At 54.7% G+C, this 15660-nt stretch carries 19 protein-coding genes; 14 read left to right on the forward strand and 5 right to left on the reverse strand.

The window, feature by feature from the left end; all coding sequences use genetic code 11:
• Positions 1–86 precede the first annotated feature (86 nt).
• A complete protein-coding gene (yjfP, locus tag L370_RS12985) occupies positions 87–809 on the forward strand; it encodes an esterase (RefSeq protein ID WP_023334261.1) in 723 nt (240 codons plus the stop codon).
• Here the strand turns inward: yjfP and ulaR are convergent.
• Complete coding sequence (gene ulaR / locus L370_RS12980; protein ID WP_023334262.1) at positions 806–1561, reverse strand: HTH-type transcriptional regulator UlaR; 756 nt, start codon at positions 1559–1561, stop codon at positions 806–808. The two genes, yjfP and ulaR, sit on opposite strands and share 4 nt — an antisense overlap.
• Positions 1562–1671: 110 nt before the next feature.
• Positions 1672–2736, reverse strand: a complete 1065-nt coding sequence (ulaG, locus tag L370_RS12975; protein WP_010427455.1) for an L-ascorbate 6-phosphate lactonase — start codon at positions 2734–2736, stop codon at positions 1672–1674.
• Positions 2737–3094: 358 nt separating this feature from the next.
• Here ulaG and ulaA point away from each other — a divergent pair, with 358 nt between their 5' ends.
• Genes ulaA through L370_RS12945 form a run of 6 tightly spaced genes read left to right on the forward strand, consistent with a single transcriptional unit; the run spans position 3095 to position 7502 of the window.
• Positions 3095–4495 (forward strand): PTS ascorbate transporter subunit IIC, encoded by a 1401-nt coding sequence (gene ulaA / locus L370_RS12970; RefSeq protein ID WP_023334263.1) that lies wholly within the window; start codon positions 3095–3097, stop codon positions 4493–4495.
• A 12-nt stretch (positions 4496–4507) separates the two neighbouring features.
• Entirely contained in the window at positions 4508–4813 is a 306-nt protein-coding gene (gene ulaB / locus L370_RS12965) for a PTS ascorbate transporter subunit IIB (RefSeq protein WP_003856022.1), read from the forward strand.
• Between the two features lie 9 nt (positions 4814–4822).
• Positions 4823–5290 carry a PTS ascorbate transporter subunit IIA gene (ulaC, locus tag L370_RS12960; RefSeq protein WP_023334264.1) on the forward strand — a complete coding sequence of 156 codons (468 nt, stop codon included), beginning with the start codon at positions 4823–4825 and terminating at the stop codon, positions 5288–5290.
• Between the two features lie 12 nt (positions 5291–5302).
• Entirely contained in the window at positions 5303–5953 is a 651-nt protein-coding gene (gene ulaD, locus L370_RS12955; protein WP_023334265.1) for a 3-keto-L-gulonate-6-phosphate decarboxylase UlaD, read from the forward strand.
• Positions 5954–5962: 9 nt separating this feature from the next.
• Positions 5963–6823 carry an L-ribulose-5-phosphate 3-epimerase gene (locus L370_RS12950; protein WP_023334266.1) on the forward strand — a complete coding sequence of 287 codons (861 nt, stop codon included), beginning with the start codon at positions 5963–5965 and terminating at the stop codon, positions 6821–6823.
• Positions 6816–7502 (forward strand): L-ribulose-5-phosphate 4-epimerase, encoded by a 687-nt coding sequence (locus tag L370_RS12945; protein WP_023334267.1) that lies wholly within the window; start codon positions 6816–6818, stop codon positions 7500–7502. The genes L370_RS12950 and L370_RS12945 overlap by 8 nt, the downstream gene beginning before the upstream one ends.
• Positions 7503–7642: 140 nt before the next feature.
• Here the strand turns inward: L370_RS12945 and yjfY are convergent, their stop codons facing one another.
• On the reverse strand, positions 7643–7918 hold the full coding sequence (gene yjfY / locus L370_RS12940; protein WP_010427445.1) for a DUF1471 family protein YjfY: 276 nt from the start codon (positions 7916–7918) through the stop codon (positions 7643–7645).
• A gap of 341 nt (positions 7919–8259) precedes the next feature.
• Here yjfY and rpsF point away from each other — a divergent pair, with 341 nt between their 5' ends.
• Genes rpsF through rplI form a run of 4 tightly spaced genes read left to right on the forward strand, consistent with a single transcriptional unit; the run spans position 8260 to position 9699 of the window.
• A complete protein-coding gene (gene rpsF / locus L370_RS12935; RefSeq protein ID WP_014068637.1) occupies positions 8260–8655 on the forward strand; it encodes a 30S ribosomal protein S6 in 396 nt (131 codons plus the stop codon).
• 6 nt (positions 8656–8661) lie between these two features.
• Complete coding sequence (gene priB, locus L370_RS12930; RefSeq protein WP_008502895.1) at positions 8662–8976, forward strand: primosomal replication protein N; 315 nt, start codon at positions 8662–8664, stop codon at positions 8974–8976.
• Between the two features lie 4 nt (positions 8977–8980).
• Positions 8981–9208: a 30S ribosomal protein S18 gene (rpsR, locus tag L370_RS12925; RefSeq protein WP_000135199.1), complete on the forward strand. Its 228-nt coding sequence runs from the start codon at positions 8981–8983 to the stop codon at positions 9206–9208.
• Between the two features lie 41 nt (positions 9209–9249).
• On the forward strand, positions 9250–9699 hold the full coding sequence (gene rplI, locus L370_RS12920; RefSeq protein ID WP_023310148.1) for a 50S ribosomal protein L9: 450 nt from the start codon (positions 9250–9252) through the stop codon (positions 9697–9699).
• A 68-nt stretch (positions 9700–9767) separates the two neighbouring features.
• Here the strand turns inward: rplI and L370_RS12915 are convergent, their stop codons facing one another.
• On the reverse strand, positions 9768–10415 hold the full coding sequence (locus L370_RS12915; RefSeq protein ID WP_023334268.1) for an OapA family protein: 648 nt from the start codon (positions 10413–10415) through the stop codon (positions 9768–9770).
• 233 nt (positions 10416–10648) lie between these two features.
• Between L370_RS12915 and fklB the strand changes: the two genes are divergently transcribed.
• Positions 10649–11269: an FKBP-type peptidyl-prolyl cis-trans isomerase gene (gene fklB, locus L370_RS12910; RefSeq protein ID WP_008502892.1), complete on the forward strand. Its 621-nt coding sequence runs from the start codon at positions 10649–10651 to the stop codon at positions 11267–11269.
• Positions 11270–11580: 311 nt separating this feature from the next.
• A complete protein-coding gene (cycA, locus tag L370_RS12905; protein ID WP_023334269.1) occupies positions 11581–12990 on the forward strand; it encodes a D-serine/D-alanine/glycine transporter in 1410 nt (469 codons plus the stop codon).
• A gap of 86 nt (positions 12991–13076) precedes the next feature.
• Here cycA and ytfE read toward each other — a convergent pair whose 3' ends face one another.
• On the reverse strand, positions 13077–13739 hold the full coding sequence (ytfE, locus tag L370_RS12900) for an iron-sulfur cluster repair protein YtfE (RefSeq protein ID WP_023334270.1): 663 nt from the start codon (positions 13737–13739) through the stop codon (positions 13077–13079).
• Positions 13740–13983: 244 nt separating this feature from the next.
• On the opposite strand from ytfE, the gene L370_RS12895 reads away from it, so the two are divergent.
• A complete protein-coding gene (locus tag L370_RS12895) occupies positions 13984–15633 on the forward strand; it encodes a methyl-accepting chemotaxis protein (protein WP_023334271.1) in 1650 nt (549 codons plus the stop codon).
• The last annotated feature ends 27 nt before the right edge of the window (positions 15634–15660 follow it).

Consider the following 15660-nt stretch of genomic DNA (forward strand, 5'->3'; position numbering starts at 1 on the left):
CTGGGACGTATATTTCGAATGAAAATGACGTGAAAGCGTAACCCAGTTCTCAACATTATGAATCATACATTCGCACAGGGTCGACAATGATTGAAATTGAAATACGCCACCTCGGCGACCATGAAATTTTACACGCGATGCCAGCGGGTAAACGTGATAAACCGCTGCCTGTTGTGGTTTTTTATCACGGGTTTACCTCATCGAAGCTGGTTTACAGTTATTTTGCGGTAGCGCTGGCACAGGCGGGTTTTCGCGTGGTAATGCCAGATGCACCAGACCACGGCGCACGCTTTATGGGTAACGAGCAGGCGCGGCTGGGGCAGTTCTGGCAGATTCTGCACGGTAGCCTGACCGAGTTTGCCGGGCTGCGCGATGCGCTTTATGAGGCTGGGCTGGTGGCCGACAATCGTCTGGCGGTAGCCGGGGCGTCGATGGGGGGGATGACGGCGCTGGGGATTATGACGCATCACCCTGAAGTGACGTCTGTCGCCTGTCTGATGGGCTCGGGCTACTTTACGTCGCTGGCGAAGACGCTTTTTCCCCCGCAGGATTTAACGGAAATGACCGCGATGCTGGCAGAGTGGGAAGTGACCCGGGCATTGCCACGCGTGGCCGATCGCCCACTGCTGCTGTGGCACGGTGACGCGGATGATGTGGTCCCGCCCGAGGGAACCTTCCGTCTGCAGCAGGCGTTAATAAATGAAGGACTGGACGATAATCTGACCTGTTTGTGGGAATCGGGCGTCCGCCACCGCATCACGCCAACGGCGCTGGACGCCACGGTGGCCTTTTTCCGCCAGCATCTTTAGACGCGCAGGACTTTCACCCCCAGATCTTCCAGCTTCTGGAGGATCTCAGGGTTGGCATTTTTACCGGTGATCACCATGTCGATCTGTTCGGCACGGCTGAACAGCATGCCAGCGCGCTCGCCCACTTTGGTGCTGTCGACCAGTACAACGAGCTTGCCCACAACGTTAAGCATGTTTTGCTCCGCCATCGCGGTCAGCATATCGGTTTTATACAGGCCATCCGCCGTCAGGCCTTTGCCGCTGGTAAACATCCAGTGCCCGGCATAGAGACTATTCTCGCTGTCCTGAGGGCTAAGGGTGATGGACTGGCTTTTGTTGTACTGGCCGCCCATGATCACCACGCTCTCATGCTCCTGATCGATGAGATAGTTGGCGAGCGGTAAGTAGTTGGTGATGATCTGTACCGGCTTGCCGCACATTTCGCGACCCAGCAGAAACGCCGTAGAGCCGCAGTTGATGACCACGCTCTCGCCGGGATTCACCAGCTGCGACGCAGCTCTGGCGATCCGTACTTTTTCATCATGATTCTGCGCCTGATGAATATTCATCGGCGTCCAGCGGGGGCGCTGCTGGCTGATGGCTTCCGCACCGTTGCGGACCTTTTTCAGCTTGCCGCTTTCATCCAGCTTGTTAATGTCTCGCCGTGCCGTTGCCGGGGAGATCCCTAAACGTTCGATCACTTTCTCGACGGTGATAAACCCGGTTTGCGCCAGGAGTTCCAGGAGAATTTGATGCCGTTGCGCTTCCGTCATGAGCTATTCCGATAAGAATTGATTTGAAAAGATGATATTTGAAATAGCGTGAAATTACTAAAAGAAATATGGCATCGCCAGACATCACGTCTGGCGATTTGGCTGCACAATCAGAGGAAGGACTTGAACGGCAAGTCTGGCTCAATGGTGAAGCAATCATCGAAACCACGTGGATAGTGATATTCCAGATTATCTTTGTCCAGTGGCCAGGTGAACTTGCCGCCGACCTGCCAGATGAACGGCTTGAAGCCATACTTCAGGCGGTCTTTTTTCATTTCCCACAGCACGCGGATTTCCTGCGGATCGGCCTGGAAGTTTGACCAGATATCGTGGTGGAACGGGATAACCACTTTGGTATTCAGCGCTTCCGCCATGCGCAGCATATCGGCGCTGGTCATTTTGTCGGTAATGCCGCGCGGATTCTCACCGTAGGAGCCCAGTGCCACGTCGATCTGGTGCTCGTTACCGTGCTTCGCGTAATAGTTGGAGTAGTGAGAGTCGCCGCTGTGGTACAGGGAACCGCCAGGGGTTTTAAACAGGTAGTTGACCGCACGCTCATCCATACCGTCCGGCAGAACGCCAGCGGCTTTCTGGTCGGCTGGCAGGGTAATCAATGCGGTACGGTCAAAGGCATCCAGCGCATGGATTTCAATATCTTTGATTTTCACCACGTCGCCAGGCTTCATCACGATGCAGCGTTCTTTCGGCACGCCCCAGCCAATCCAGAGATCCACGCAGGTCTGTGGCCCGATAAACGGCACGTCGTCCGCGCAGTTTTGCATCACCGCTGCCGCCACGTTCACGTCGATATGATCGTTGTGATCGTGAGTAGAAAGGACGGCGTCGATCTGGCGAATGGCAAACGGATCAAGCACAAACGGTGTGGTACGCAGGTTCGGCTGCAGTTTTTCTACGCCCGCCATGCGCTGCATCTGATGGCCTTTTTTCATCAGGGGGTTGCCGTGGCTCTGCTTGCCGGTACCGCACCAGAAATCGACGCAGATATTGGCGCCACCCTCTGATTTCAGCCAGATACCGGTACAGCCCAGCCACCACATTGCAAACGTGCCAGGAGCAACCTGTTCCTGCTCAATCTCTTCATTCAGCCAGCTGCCCCACTCCGGGAAGGTGCTCAGAATCCATGACTCACGGGTGATGGTGTTCACTTTACTCATCGTTTTGACTCCTGGTTTAATCAAAAGTAATCACTATGTGATTCGTTATGATTAATGCTGTCACCATTTGATGCGCTTTGCAATGGCAAAAATGAGGAATTTTATCTGCTCGACTTCACGGACTCTGCGCTTCTTCCTTGTTAGACTATCCCGCAATAACTATTAATTACATGAATTATAAAGATTAATTCATTTTCTGTGTACGGTACTGAAAATCATTACTAACACCGTGGAAATAATTTGCGTGATACGTCACAAATAATCAGATTCAATCTTGTGGTGATTATTTGTGATTAATAGAGTGATGGCACCAACCACACAGGGATTGCCCCTCGTGTTCTCATTTTTGGAGAGAGTTATGGAGATCCTCTACAACGTCTTTACCGTGTTCTTTAATCAGGTAATGACCAACGCCCCGCTGCTGCTGGGTATCGTGACGTGCCTGGGCTATATCCTGCTGCGCAAAAGCGTCAGCGTGATTATCAAAGGCACCATCAAAACCATTATCGGTTTCATGCTGTTGCAGGCGGGGTCAGGCATTCTGACCAGCACCTTCAAGCCGGTCGTCGCCAAAATGTCTGAGGTGTATGGCATCAACGGTGCCATCTCTGACACCTACGCCTCAATGATGGCGACCATCGACCGCATGGGTGATGCCTATAGCTGGGTGGGTTATGCGGTTCTGCTCGCCCTGGCGCTGAACATCATTTACGTTCTTCTGCGCCGTATTACCGGCATTCGCACCATCATGCTTACCGGGCACATCATGTTCCAGCAGGCGGGGCTGATCGCGGTTTCTCTCTATATCTTCGGCTACCCAATGTGGACCACGATTATCTGCACCGCGGTGCTGGTTTCGCTCTACTGGGGTATCACCTCCAACATGATGTACAAGCCAACCCAGGAAGTGACTGACGGCTGTGGCTTTTCCATCGGTCACCAGCAGCAGTTCGCCTCATGGATTGCCTATAAAGTTGCGCCGTACCTGGGCAAAAAAGAAGAGAGCGTTGAAGACCTTAAGCTGCCGGGCTGGCTGAATATCTTCCATGACAACATCGTCTCCACCGCCATTGTGATGACCATCTTCTTCGGCGCCATTCTGCTCTCCTTCGGCATTGATGTTGTTCAGGCGATGGCGGGTAAAACCCACTGGACGGTTTATATCCTGCAGACCGGTTTCTCCTTCGCGGTAGCTATTTTCATCATCACTCAGGGTGTGCGTATGTTCGTCGCCGAACTGTCGGAAGCCTTCAACGGTATCTCACAGCGCCTGATCCCCGGAGCGGTGCTGGCGATTGACTGTGCCGCTATCTACAGCTTTGCACCAAACGCGGTGGTCTGGGGCTTTATGTGGGGCACCATCGGCCAGCTGATTGCGGTGGGCATCCTGGTCGGCTGCGGCTCTTCAATCCTGATTATTCCTGGCTTTATCCCGATGTTCTTCTCCAACGCCACCATCGGCGTGTTTGCTAACCACTTCGGCGGCTGGCGCGCAGCGCTCAAGATCTGCCTGGTGATGGGCATGGTGGAAATCTTCGGTTGCGTGTGGGCGGTCAAGCTCACCGGTATGAGTGCCTGGATGGGCATGGCGGACTGGTCAATTCTGGCACCGCCGATGATGCAGGGCTTTGCCTCCGTCGGGCTGGTCTTTATGGCCGTCATCATCCTGATTGCTCTTACTTATATGTTCTTCGCTGGCCGTTCGCTGCGAGCTGAAGAAGATGCGGAAAAACAAACAGCAGAAGTGTCTGCTCATTAAGGAGTTTCGATTATGACCGTACGTATCCTGGCTGTGTGTGGCAATGGGCAAGGCAGCTCCATGATCATGAAGATGAAAGTGGACCAGTTTTTAACCCAGTCAAACATCGACCACACGGTGAACAGCTGCGCAGTGGGTGAATATAAAAGTGAACTGAACGGCGCGGACATCATCATCGCCTCTACGCATATCGCCGGTGAAATTAGCGTGTCGGGCAATAAATATGTGGTAGGCGTGCGCAACATGCTGTCGCCTGCGGATTTCGGACCAAAACTGCTGGAAGTGATTAAAGAGCACTTCCCACAAGACGTGAAGTAAGGACGCCACATGAAACTACGTGATTCGCTGGCAGAGAATAACTCCATCCTTTTACAGGCTGAGGCCAGCACCTGGCAGGAAGCGGTGAAGCTGAGCGTGGATCTGCTGGTTAAGGCTGACGTTGTCGAGCCGCGATACTACCAGGCCATTCTTGATGGCGTCGCGCAGCACGGCCCGTACTTTGTGATAGCGCCAGGGCTGGCAATGCCGCACGGGCGTCCTGAAGAGGGCGTGAAGAAAACCGGCTTCGCGCTGGTGACGCTGAAAACGCCGCTGGTATTCAACCATGAAGATAACGACCCGGTCGATATCCTGATCACCATGGCCGCCGTGGATGCCAACACCCACCAGGAGGTGGGCATCATGCAGATCGTCAATCTGTTTGATGACGAAGCCAATTTCGACCGTTTACGCGCCTGCCGTACCGAGCAGGAAGTGCTGGATTTAATTGATAACGCCAATGCGGCGGCAGTCTAAGAGGAATTGAACATGTCTTTACCAATGTTGCAGGTTGCGCTGGATAACCAAACTCTGTCCCACGCTTACGAAACCACCCGCCTGATTGCGGAAGAAGTCGACATCATCGAAGTGGGCACCATTCTCTGCGTGGGCGAAGGCGTACGCGCCGTTCGCGACCTGAAGGCGCTCTATCCGCATAAAATCGTGCTGGCGGATGCCAAAATCGCCGACGCAGGCAAAATCCTCTCCCGCATGTGTTTCGAAGCAAATGCTGACTGGGTCACCGTGATCTGCTGTGCGGATATCAACACCGCCAAAGGCGCGCTGGACGTGGCAAAAGAGTTTAACGGCGACGTGCAGATTGAGCTGACCGGCTTCTGGACCTGGGAGCAGGCCCAGGAGTGGCGCGACGCGGGCATTCAGCAGGTGGTGTATCACCGTAGCCGCGATGCGCAGGCCGCAGGGGTGGCGTGGGGCGAAGCGGATATCAGCGCTATCAAACGTCTGGCGGATATGGGCTTCAAAGTCACCGTCACCGGCGGCCTGGCGCTGGAAGATCTGCCGCTGTTCCAGGGGATCCCGATTCACGTCTTTATTGCCGGTCGTAGCATTCGTGATGCGGCGTCTCCGGTGGAAGCGGCGCGTCAGTTCAAACGCTCAATCGCTCAGCTTTGGGGCTAAGGAGCGGGTATGTTGTCAAAACAGGTCCCGCTTGGCATCTATGAAAAGGCACTCCCTGCGGGGGAGTGCTGGCTGGAGCGGTTACAGCTGGCAAAACAGCTGGGTTTCGATTTTGTCGAAATGTCCGTGGATGAGACGGACGAGCGTCTCTCTCGCCTCGACTGGAGCCGCGAACAGCGCCTGGCGCTGGTGAGCGCCGTCGCTGAAACGGGCGTGCGCGTGCCGTCCATGTGCCTGAGCGCCCACCGCCGTTTTCCGCTCGGCAGCGAAGACGATGCCGTGCGCGCGCAGGGGCTGGCGATCATGCGTAAAGCCATTCGCTTTGCGCAGGATGTCGGTATCCGCGTGATCCAGCTGGCGGGTTATGACGTTTACTATCAGGAAGCCAACGATGAAACGCGCCGTCGTTTCCGTGACGGCCTGAAGGAGAGCGTTGAGATGGCAAGCCGCGCGCAGGTCACGCTGGCGATGGAGATCATGGACTACCCGTTGATGAACTCCATCAGCAAGGCGCTGGGCTACGCGCACTACCTGAATAACCCCTGGTTCCAGCTTTATCCTGATATCGGCAACCTGTCGGCATGGGATAACGACGTGCAGATGGAGCTGCAGGCGGGCGTCGGGCATATTGTGGCGGTGCACGTCAAAGATACCCGTCCAGGCGTGTTCAAAAATGTTCCGTTCGGCACCGGGGTGGTGGATTTCGAACGGTGCTTCGAAACGCTCAGGCAGACAGGCTATTGCGGGCCGTACCTGATTGAGATGTGGAGCGAGACGTCGGACGACCCGGCTGCGGAAGTGGCGAAGGCACGGGACTGGGTGCGCGAACGTATGGCGCGTGCAGGGTTGCTGGAGGCTGAACATGCTTAAGCTTAAACAGCAGGTCTTTGAAGCCAACATGGATCTGCCGCGCTATGGTCTGGTCACGTTCACCTGGGGCAATGTGAGCGCAATCGACCGCGAGCAGGGGCTGATCGTGATTAAGCCGAGCGGTGTGGCGTATGACACCATGAAAGCAGACGATATGGTTGTCGTGGATCTCGACGGAAACGTCGTGGAGGGAAAATGGCGTCCCTCTTCAGATACCGCCACCCATCTGGCGCTGTACCGGCGTTATCCGTCCCTTGGCGGCGTGGTGCATACCCACTCCACGCACGCGACGGCCTGGGCACAGGCGGGGCTGCCCATCCCGGCGCTGGGCACGACCCACGCGGACTACTTCTTTGGCGACATTCCCTGCACGCGCGCATTAACGCAGGCTGAAGTGGAAGGCGAATACGAGCTCAACACCGGTAAAGTCATCATCGAAACGTTGGGCGAAAGCGAACCGCTGCATACGCCGGGTATTGTGGTCTATCAGCACGGCCCGTTCGCCTGGGGAAAAGATGCCCACGACGCCGTCCATAATGCGGTCGTCATGGAGGAAGTGGCACGTATGGCGTGGATTGCCCGCGGCATTAACCCACAGCTTCAGGGCATTGATGACTACCTGATGAACAAGCATTTCATGCGCAAGCACGGCCCGAATGCCTACTACGGGCAGAAGTGAATAAGTGCTCTGGAATACCGAAAAACAGTTGTAACCGGTGGTATTCCGGAGCCATTCACAAAAAAAGCCCCCGGGCAGGGGGCAACGTCAACTATGGCTATGTTCTCGTTGTTGGCTTTCCTGGTGCTAGCGTTAAAGCGTTATCGGTAAATATCTGCACTGGCGTGCATGTTGCCGTTGCTGCCGGGCTCACGGGTTAACATCACGTGGTAATAGGTTGCGCCCTGCGCATCGGTTTCTTCATTTAATGCCTGATCTGCTTCACTTTCCGTGGCGAAATTATGATTGATGTAAATTACGCCCAAGCTTTGCACATCATCCATGTTTCTGGCCTGTCGGCTGTCTATCTTGATGGCTGCCATCGCGTTTGCACTGAGCAAAAGCGCCGCCATTATGGCTAATGCGATTTTTTTCATGATATGCGCTCCACGACTACGTGCTGCGAGAGGGGGGATACTCCTTCTTTAATTCAGGTGATCTCTGATTAAAGTGTAATCACTCATCCTGCGGGGATGCGTGACCATTTCTGATGCAGTTGTTCAAAAAAACAGCGCTTCCGGGTGTGACCAATTTTAAATCACCCACTTAGACCCGCTTCGCGCTTTGTGCGAATTATTTGTGCAATCAGCTTGAGTTTCCAGGGGCGCGCAAGTATTATGACGCGTCAATTTTTCAGCCGACCTTTAACACGTTCCTTGCCTCCCCGGGCCTCGGCTGACCCAGACAGGAGGCTGAATAATCCGTAAGGAGCAATTCGATGCGTCATTACGAAATCGTTTTTATGGTCCATCCTGACCAGAGCGAACAGGTTCCGGGTATGATCGAGCGTTACTCTGCTGCCATCACTGGTGCAGAAGGTACGATCCACCGTCTGGAAGACTGGGGCCGCCGTCAGCTGGCTTACCCGATCAACAAACTGCACAAAGCACACTACGTTCTGATGAACGTTGAAGCGCCGCAGGAAGTGATCGATGAGCTGGAAACTACCTTCCGCTTCAACGATGCCGTTATCCGCAGCATGGTTATGCGTACCAAAAACGCAGTTACCGAAGCATCTCCGATGGTTAAAGCGAAAGACGAGCGCCGTGAGCGTCGCGATGATTTCGCAAACGAAACCGCAGATGATTCTGATGCTGGGGATTCTGAAGAGTAATTTCTGATGACCAACCGTCTGGCGTTGTCCGGCATCGTATGCAGGGCTCCCCTTCGAAAGGTCAGTCCATCAGGAATTCCGCATTGCCAGTTCGTGCTTGAGCATCGTTCTGTGCAAGAGGAAGCCGGGTTTCACCGGCAGGCGTGGTGCCAAATGCCCGTTATTATTAGCGGACACGAAAACCAGGCCATTACTCACAGTTTAACGGTCGGTAGCGCAGTAATCGTTCAGGGGTTCATCTCTTGCCACAAGGCAAAGAACGGCCTGAGCAAAATGGTTCTGCATGCCGAGCAGATTGATTTGATAGATTCTGGAGACTAGCCATATGGCACGTTATTTCCGTCGTCGCAAGTTCTGCCGTTTCACCGCGGAAGGCGTTCAAGAGATCGACTATAAAGATATCGCAACGCTGAAAAACTACATCACCGAAAGCGGTAAGATTGTCCCAAGCCGTATCACCGGTACTCGTGCAAAATACCAGCGTCAGCTGGCTCGCGCTATCAAACGCGCTCGCTACCTGTCCCTGCTGCCGTACACTGATCGTCATCAGTAATCGGGCACGGTCCATTAATACGACTTTAAGAGGATAAGGTAATGCAAGTTATTCTGCTTGATAAAGTAGCAAACCTGGGCAGCCTGGGTGATCAGGTTAACGTTAAAGCGGGTTACGCACGTAACTTCCTGGTTCCACAGGGTAAAGCTGTTCCAGCTACCAAGAAAAACGTAGAGTTTTTCGAAGCACGTCGCGCTGAACTGGAAGCCAAACTGGCTGACGTTCTGGCGGCTGCTAACGCTCGCGCTGAAGCAATCAACGCACTGGGCACCGTTACCATCGCGTCTAAATCTGGCGACGAAGGTAAACTGTTCGGTTCCATCGGTACCCGCGATATCGCTGATGCAGTTTCTGCAGCAGGCGTTAAAGTGGCTAAGAGCGAAGTTCGTCTGCCGAACGGCGTTCTGCGTACCACTGGTGAGCACGAAGTTGACTTCCAGGTTCACAGCGAAGTGTTCGCTAAACTGGTTGTTAACGTTGTAGCTGAGTAATTTTTTACTCCGCTCACGTTGAAACGCCGGCCTTGTGCCGGCGTTTTGCTTTTTACAGAACCGGGTTTTTAACGCGCCCTGATAAAACTGCCGTCTGGCTGGCGGGTAAACAGTACCTGTTGTCCACTTCCCGTATCAATCGTTAACCCTGTCACCACCCCGCTGGCATTCTGGCGAATCTGTACCATCTGACCATTCTGCAGGTTACTGAGCGGTTTACCCGCACCTTCCACCTGCGCCATGGCATATACGTCGGTTGGCGGCAGGTTGTGGTCCCGGAAGAGTTGTGCCAGGGTTTTGCCCGGCTCTACGCGATAGGAACGCCACTGTTGCTCAATGCCGGTGGGCTGTTGCGCCTGAGGCTGAGACGGGGCGGCGGCGGCTTGATCCTGCGGTTGTTCATCCTGAATAGGCTCTGGCTCAACCGGCGCGACCTGACCCGGATCGTTAGACGGGGTGACGAGCTGCGTCTGCATCGGCTGTGCGTCTGGCTGCGGCCGCGTCTGCGACTGAATGTCCAGTTGGGCATTGCGGGTGACGGGTGCGGTATCGACATCATCGCCCCCGGAAGGTAACAGGAAGCCCACGATCACCATCAGCGCGCCAATGATGATCCCTCTGCGATGCAGAGGAGGCAGCGGGTCCATGATGCGAAAATTGTCCGGCGCCTGCCAGATTTTCGCCAGGGTAGGTTTCAGTTCAAATCGCCCGGGCATGGCACTCCTCCTGCTCCGCGTATTTTTTATCCTGTGCCCCGAAGTATAGTTTGCTAACTGCCTGAACGGCGTAGTAAACCCGACATCCGTGACATCAGTTCGGGATTAATCCTGGTTATCTCTATTGTTTCCGTTTCGTCGCGGTTTGTCACCTTAACTTCAGACAAAGTTTTACCCATAAGGGCATGGCTGATATGCTGCCCGCTACTTTAAATGTGATGGAAGGAAAACCCATGACCACCCCGACTTTTGACACTATCGAAGCGCAGGCAAGTTACGGTATCGGCTTGCAGGTAGGACAGCAGCTGAGCGAATCCGGCCTGGAAGGTCTGTTACCAGAAGCGCTGGTGGCGGGTATCGCTGACGCGCTGGAAGGCAAACAGCCTGCCGTTCCGGTTGACGTCGTGCACCGTGCGCTGCGTGAAATCCACGAACGTGCTGACGCCGTGCGTCGCGCGCGCTTTGAAGAGATGGCCGCCGAAGGTGTGAAATATCTGGAAGAGAACCGCGAGCGTGAAGGCGTGAACAGCACCGAATCCGGCCTGCAGTTCCGCGTGATCAATCAGGGCGACGGCGCAATCCCGGCACGTACCGACCACGTTCGCGTACACTACACCGGTAAGCTGATCGACGGCACCGTCTTCGACAGCTCCGTGGCGCGCGGCGAACCGGCTGAATTCCCGGTGAATGGCGTTATCGCAGGCTGGATCGAAGCGCTGACCCTGATGCCAGTGGGTTCTAAATGGGAGTTGACCATCCCGCACAACCTGGCCTACGGCGAGCGCGGCGCTGGCGCGTCCATTCCGCCATTCAGCACCCTGGTGTTTGAAGTCGAGCTGCTGGAAATTCTGTAATCGACTTTTCTTATTTCCTCTTCCCGGTTGGGGAGAGGAAAAAAGTGTTAAAACCTATAGTTACGACGTAATCAATATTTTATCTTGCAAACGAAACTGTTGCGTGTATTTTTGTGAGCTGTTTCGCGCTGTATGAGTGATATGACACTCACTTTCAACATATTATTAACATAATATCTAAATCATAGTATTCATCCCGCCGATTCTTACCTAATATCGATAAACCCTTACAAAGGGACCGTCATTTTTTTGACGTTTTTAAAGGCCAGAAGAGCCTTAACAACACAGACAGGCATAAACAGGAAAATTACATGGTAGATCAGGTCAAAGTCGCCGCTACAGAAGAGGCGACGTCTGAACAGTCGCTACGGCGCAATCTCACAAACCGTCATATTCAGCTCATTGCGATTGGGGGTGCCATCGGTACCGGGCTGTTTATGGGGTCAGGCAAAACCATCAGTCTTGCCGGGCCGTCGATCATATTCGTTTATATGATCATCGGTTTTATGCTCTTCTTCGTGATGCGTGCAATGGGTGAATTGCTGCTCTCGAACCTCGAATACAAATCCTTTAGCGACTTCGCTTCTGACCTGCTCGGGCCGTGGGCGGGATATTTCACCGGCTGGACCTACTGGTTCTGCTGGGTGGTCACCGGTATGGCGGACGTCGTGGCGATTACCGCCTACGCGCAGTTCTGGTTCCCGGGACTGTCGGACTGGGTCGCCTCGCTGGCGGTCATTGTTCTACTGCTGAGCCTTAACCTCGCCACCGTTAAAATGTTCGGTGAGATGGAGTTCTGGTTCGCGATGATCAAAATCGTGGCGATTGTCGGGCTTATCGTCGTGGGTCTGGTGATGGTGCTCACCCACTTCCAGTCGCCAACGGGCGTTCAGGCGTCGTTTACCCATCTGTGGAATGACGGTGGCTGGTTCCCGAAAGGCATCAGCGGCTTCTTTGCCGGCTTCCAGATTGCGGTATTTGCTTTCGTGGGCATTGAGCTGGTGGGAACCACGGCTGCAGAGACCAAAGATCCCGAGAAGTCTCTCCCGCGCGCCATTAACTCTATTCCGGTTCGTATCATCATGTTCTACGTCTTCGCGCTGGTCATTATTATGTCCGTGACGCCGTGGAGCTCCGTGGTGCCAACCAAGAGCCCGTTCGTTGAACTGTTCGTGCTGGTAGGCCTGCCTGCTGCCGCGAGCCTGATTAACTTCGTGGTGCTAACCTCTGCGGCGTCTTCCGCAAACAGCGGCGTATTCTCCACCAGCCGTATGCTGTTTGGGCTGGCGCAGGAAGGCGTGGCGCCGAGCGCGTTCGCCAAGCTGTCGAAGCGCGCGGTACCGGCTAAAGGGTTGACCTTCTCCTGCATGTGCCTGCTGGGCGGTGTGGTGATGCTCTACGTGAACCCAAGCGTGATTGGCGCGTTCACCATGATTACCACGGTCTCTGCGATCCTGTTTATGTTCGTCTGGACCATCATCCTCTGTTCATACCTGGTGTACCGCAAGCAGCGTCCACACCTGCATGAAAAATCGATCTACAAGATGCCGCTGGGCAAGCTGATGTGCTGGGTGTGCATGGCGTTCTTCGTCTTCGTGCTGGTTCTGCTGACGCTGGAAGATGATACCCGTCAGGCGCTGATCGTCACGCCGCTGTGGTTTATCGCGCTGGGGCTGGGCTGGGTGTTTATCGGTAAGAAACGTATGGCAGGCATGCGTTAAGGATGTTGCCGGGTGGCGCTGACGCTTACCCGGCCTACGTTCGAGGACGTTGTAGGCCCGGTAAGCGCTAGCGCCACCGGGCTTTTTTATTTATCAGCTAATGCCCGCGGGAACAGAACGTTGTTCTCAAGACTGATGTGTTCCATCAGGTCGTCGATCAACTCGTTAATGCCATTGTACATCGCTTTCCACGTTGTGCACGCTTCTGGCGGCGGCGTGACGTTGTGGGTGGTGTGTTTGATCACCTCCAGCAATTCACCTGCGTCATCGTGCTCGCTTTCCATCACGCTGATTGGCCCCATTGCCTGGCTTCCCATTCCCTGTTTAATCATCGGGAAGAGGATCTGCTCTTCTTTCATCATGTGGCTGGAAAGCTCTTCGTGCAGCAGGGTCAGGTACTTCGCCAGGCCGCGCGGTACGGACGGTTTATCGGCATGAACGCGCTCGACTTTGATCGCCTGCAGGATCAGTTCCGGCAGCTGTTCACGGTGACGGTCATGGTATCGCACGATGATATGGTCGATGATTTCAGCGAGCGGGGCGGTTCGCCAGTCTTTGTCGACGGGCTGCTCGGCTAGCTCCGCCAGCTCTGCTTCAATCACCTCAACGTCCAGCTCCATGCGGGAAGCCGCTCGCGCCAGGGTTTGCTTACCGCCGCAGCAGTAATCCATATCGTATTTACGGAACAGCGCTGAAGCGCGAGGAATGGAGAGCGCCAGCTCGCCAAGGGGTTGGTCGCGAAAGGCCATAGCAGTTACCTCGTCATTAATAATATAAGATGCATATTAAATGCATCTTTAAGGCGACGCTATAACCCTTTAGAGGGACGGGTAAAAGTGAGATGCGGATCACAAAAAAATATCCGATTTAACTCTCTGAATGGACTTAGGAAAGTGGTTTAGAAACTTTTTAAAGGTGTAGAAACAGTAAACAACCCGCCGCGCCTGCCGATATATCCACGTCAGACAAACCTGCATATAACAAAGGCAACGCATGTTTAAACGTATAAAAGTCATTACCCTTCTGATTTCGGTGCTGCTTGTGCTCGGCATCATGCAAGTGATTTCCGCCGGTATCTTTATCAACGCGCTGAACAACGATAAAGACAACTTCACCGTGTCGCAGCTCTCCAGCAAGAACGTGGCGGAGTTTACCGATGCGTGGATCAGTCTGAATCAGGCGCGCGTCACCCTGAACCGCGGGATGTTGCGCCTGCAAAGCAGCATGGCCTCGCAAATTAACGGCGGTCAGCTGAATGAACTGGTGACGACGGCGAAAAATCTGCTGACAGAAGCCCAGGTTCATTACGATAAATACTATGCCTTGCCGAATACGCCAGGGCTGGATGAGAACCTGGCTAACCGGCTCGAAGAGCAGTACCGCATTTACTCTGCAACGCTGACCCAAATGAACGTTCTGCTGAGCCAGGGCAATCTGGAAGATATGTTCAAGCAGAATGCAGAACAAAAGCAAAATGCGATGCAGAAGGTTTATCGTGAATGGCGTGAAGCGCAGGCCGCGCTCACCGATAAAGGCATTCAGGATAATGAAAGTGATTACAAACACATCCTGTGGATCCTCTCTGCGGTCATGCTGCTGGTGATTGTGGTGATTATTTCCAGCTGGGTAGCCATGCGCCGCGTGCTGCTGCTGCCTCTGGAAGAGGTGATTAACCATATTCGCGCCATTGCGGCAGGGGATTTAACCCAGCCGATTCAGGCTGACGGTAAAAATGAGATGGCCATCCTGGCGCGCAACGTTCAGGAGATGCAAACCTCGCTGGCGAACACGGTGGGCGTGGTGCGTGAAGGCGCCGATACCATTTACACCGGTGCAGGCGAAATCTCTGCGGGCAGCAACGATCTCTCCTCACGTACCGAGCAGCAGGCCGCTTCTCTGGAAGAAACGGCTGCCAGCATGGAACAGCTGACGGCAACCGTGAAGCAGAACGCCGACAACGCGCGTCAGGCGTCTCGTCTGGCGCTGGACGCCTCCTCAACGGCGAAGAAGGGCGGTAACGTGGTGGAAGGCGTGGTGCGTACAATGGACGAAATCGCCACCAGTTCCAGCAAAATCGCGCAAATTACTAACGTGATCGACGGTATTGCCTTCCAGACTAACATCCTGGCGCTGAACGCGGCGGTGGAAGCGGCGCGCGCGGGCGAGCAGGGTCGCGGTTTTGCGGTGGTGGCCGGTGAAGTACGTACTCTCGCACAGCGCAGCGCCCAGGCGGCGAAAGAGATCAAAGCGCTGATCGATGATTCCGGCGAGCGCGTGAACGCGGGCTCCCAGTTGGTTAACGAAGCCGGGGAAACGATGGCGGAGATCGTCAATGCGGTCACCCGCGTCACCGACATCATGGGCGAAATTGCCTCGGCCTCTGACGAGCAGAGCCGCGGTATCGACCAGGTGGGCCAGGCGGTAGCCGAAATGGACCGCGTGACCCAGCAGAACGCCTCGCTGGTAGAGGAGTCTGCGGCCGCGGCGGCAGCGCTGGAAGATCAGGCAGCACGCCTGAACGAAGCGGTGGCGGTGTTCAAAATCACCCGCAACCAGGCGGTTAAAGCGGCGCCGGTAAAAACCTACGTGCCAAAAGCGCAGCCTGCAGCGGCGGCGTCTGAAGGGAACTGGGAAACGTTTTAACATCATGCCGGGTGGCGCTGGCGCTTA

The organism is Enterobacter sp. MGH 24 (assembly GCF_000493015.1).
GTDB lineage: Bacteria > Pseudomonadota > Gammaproteobacteria > Enterobacterales > Enterobacteriaceae > Enterobacter.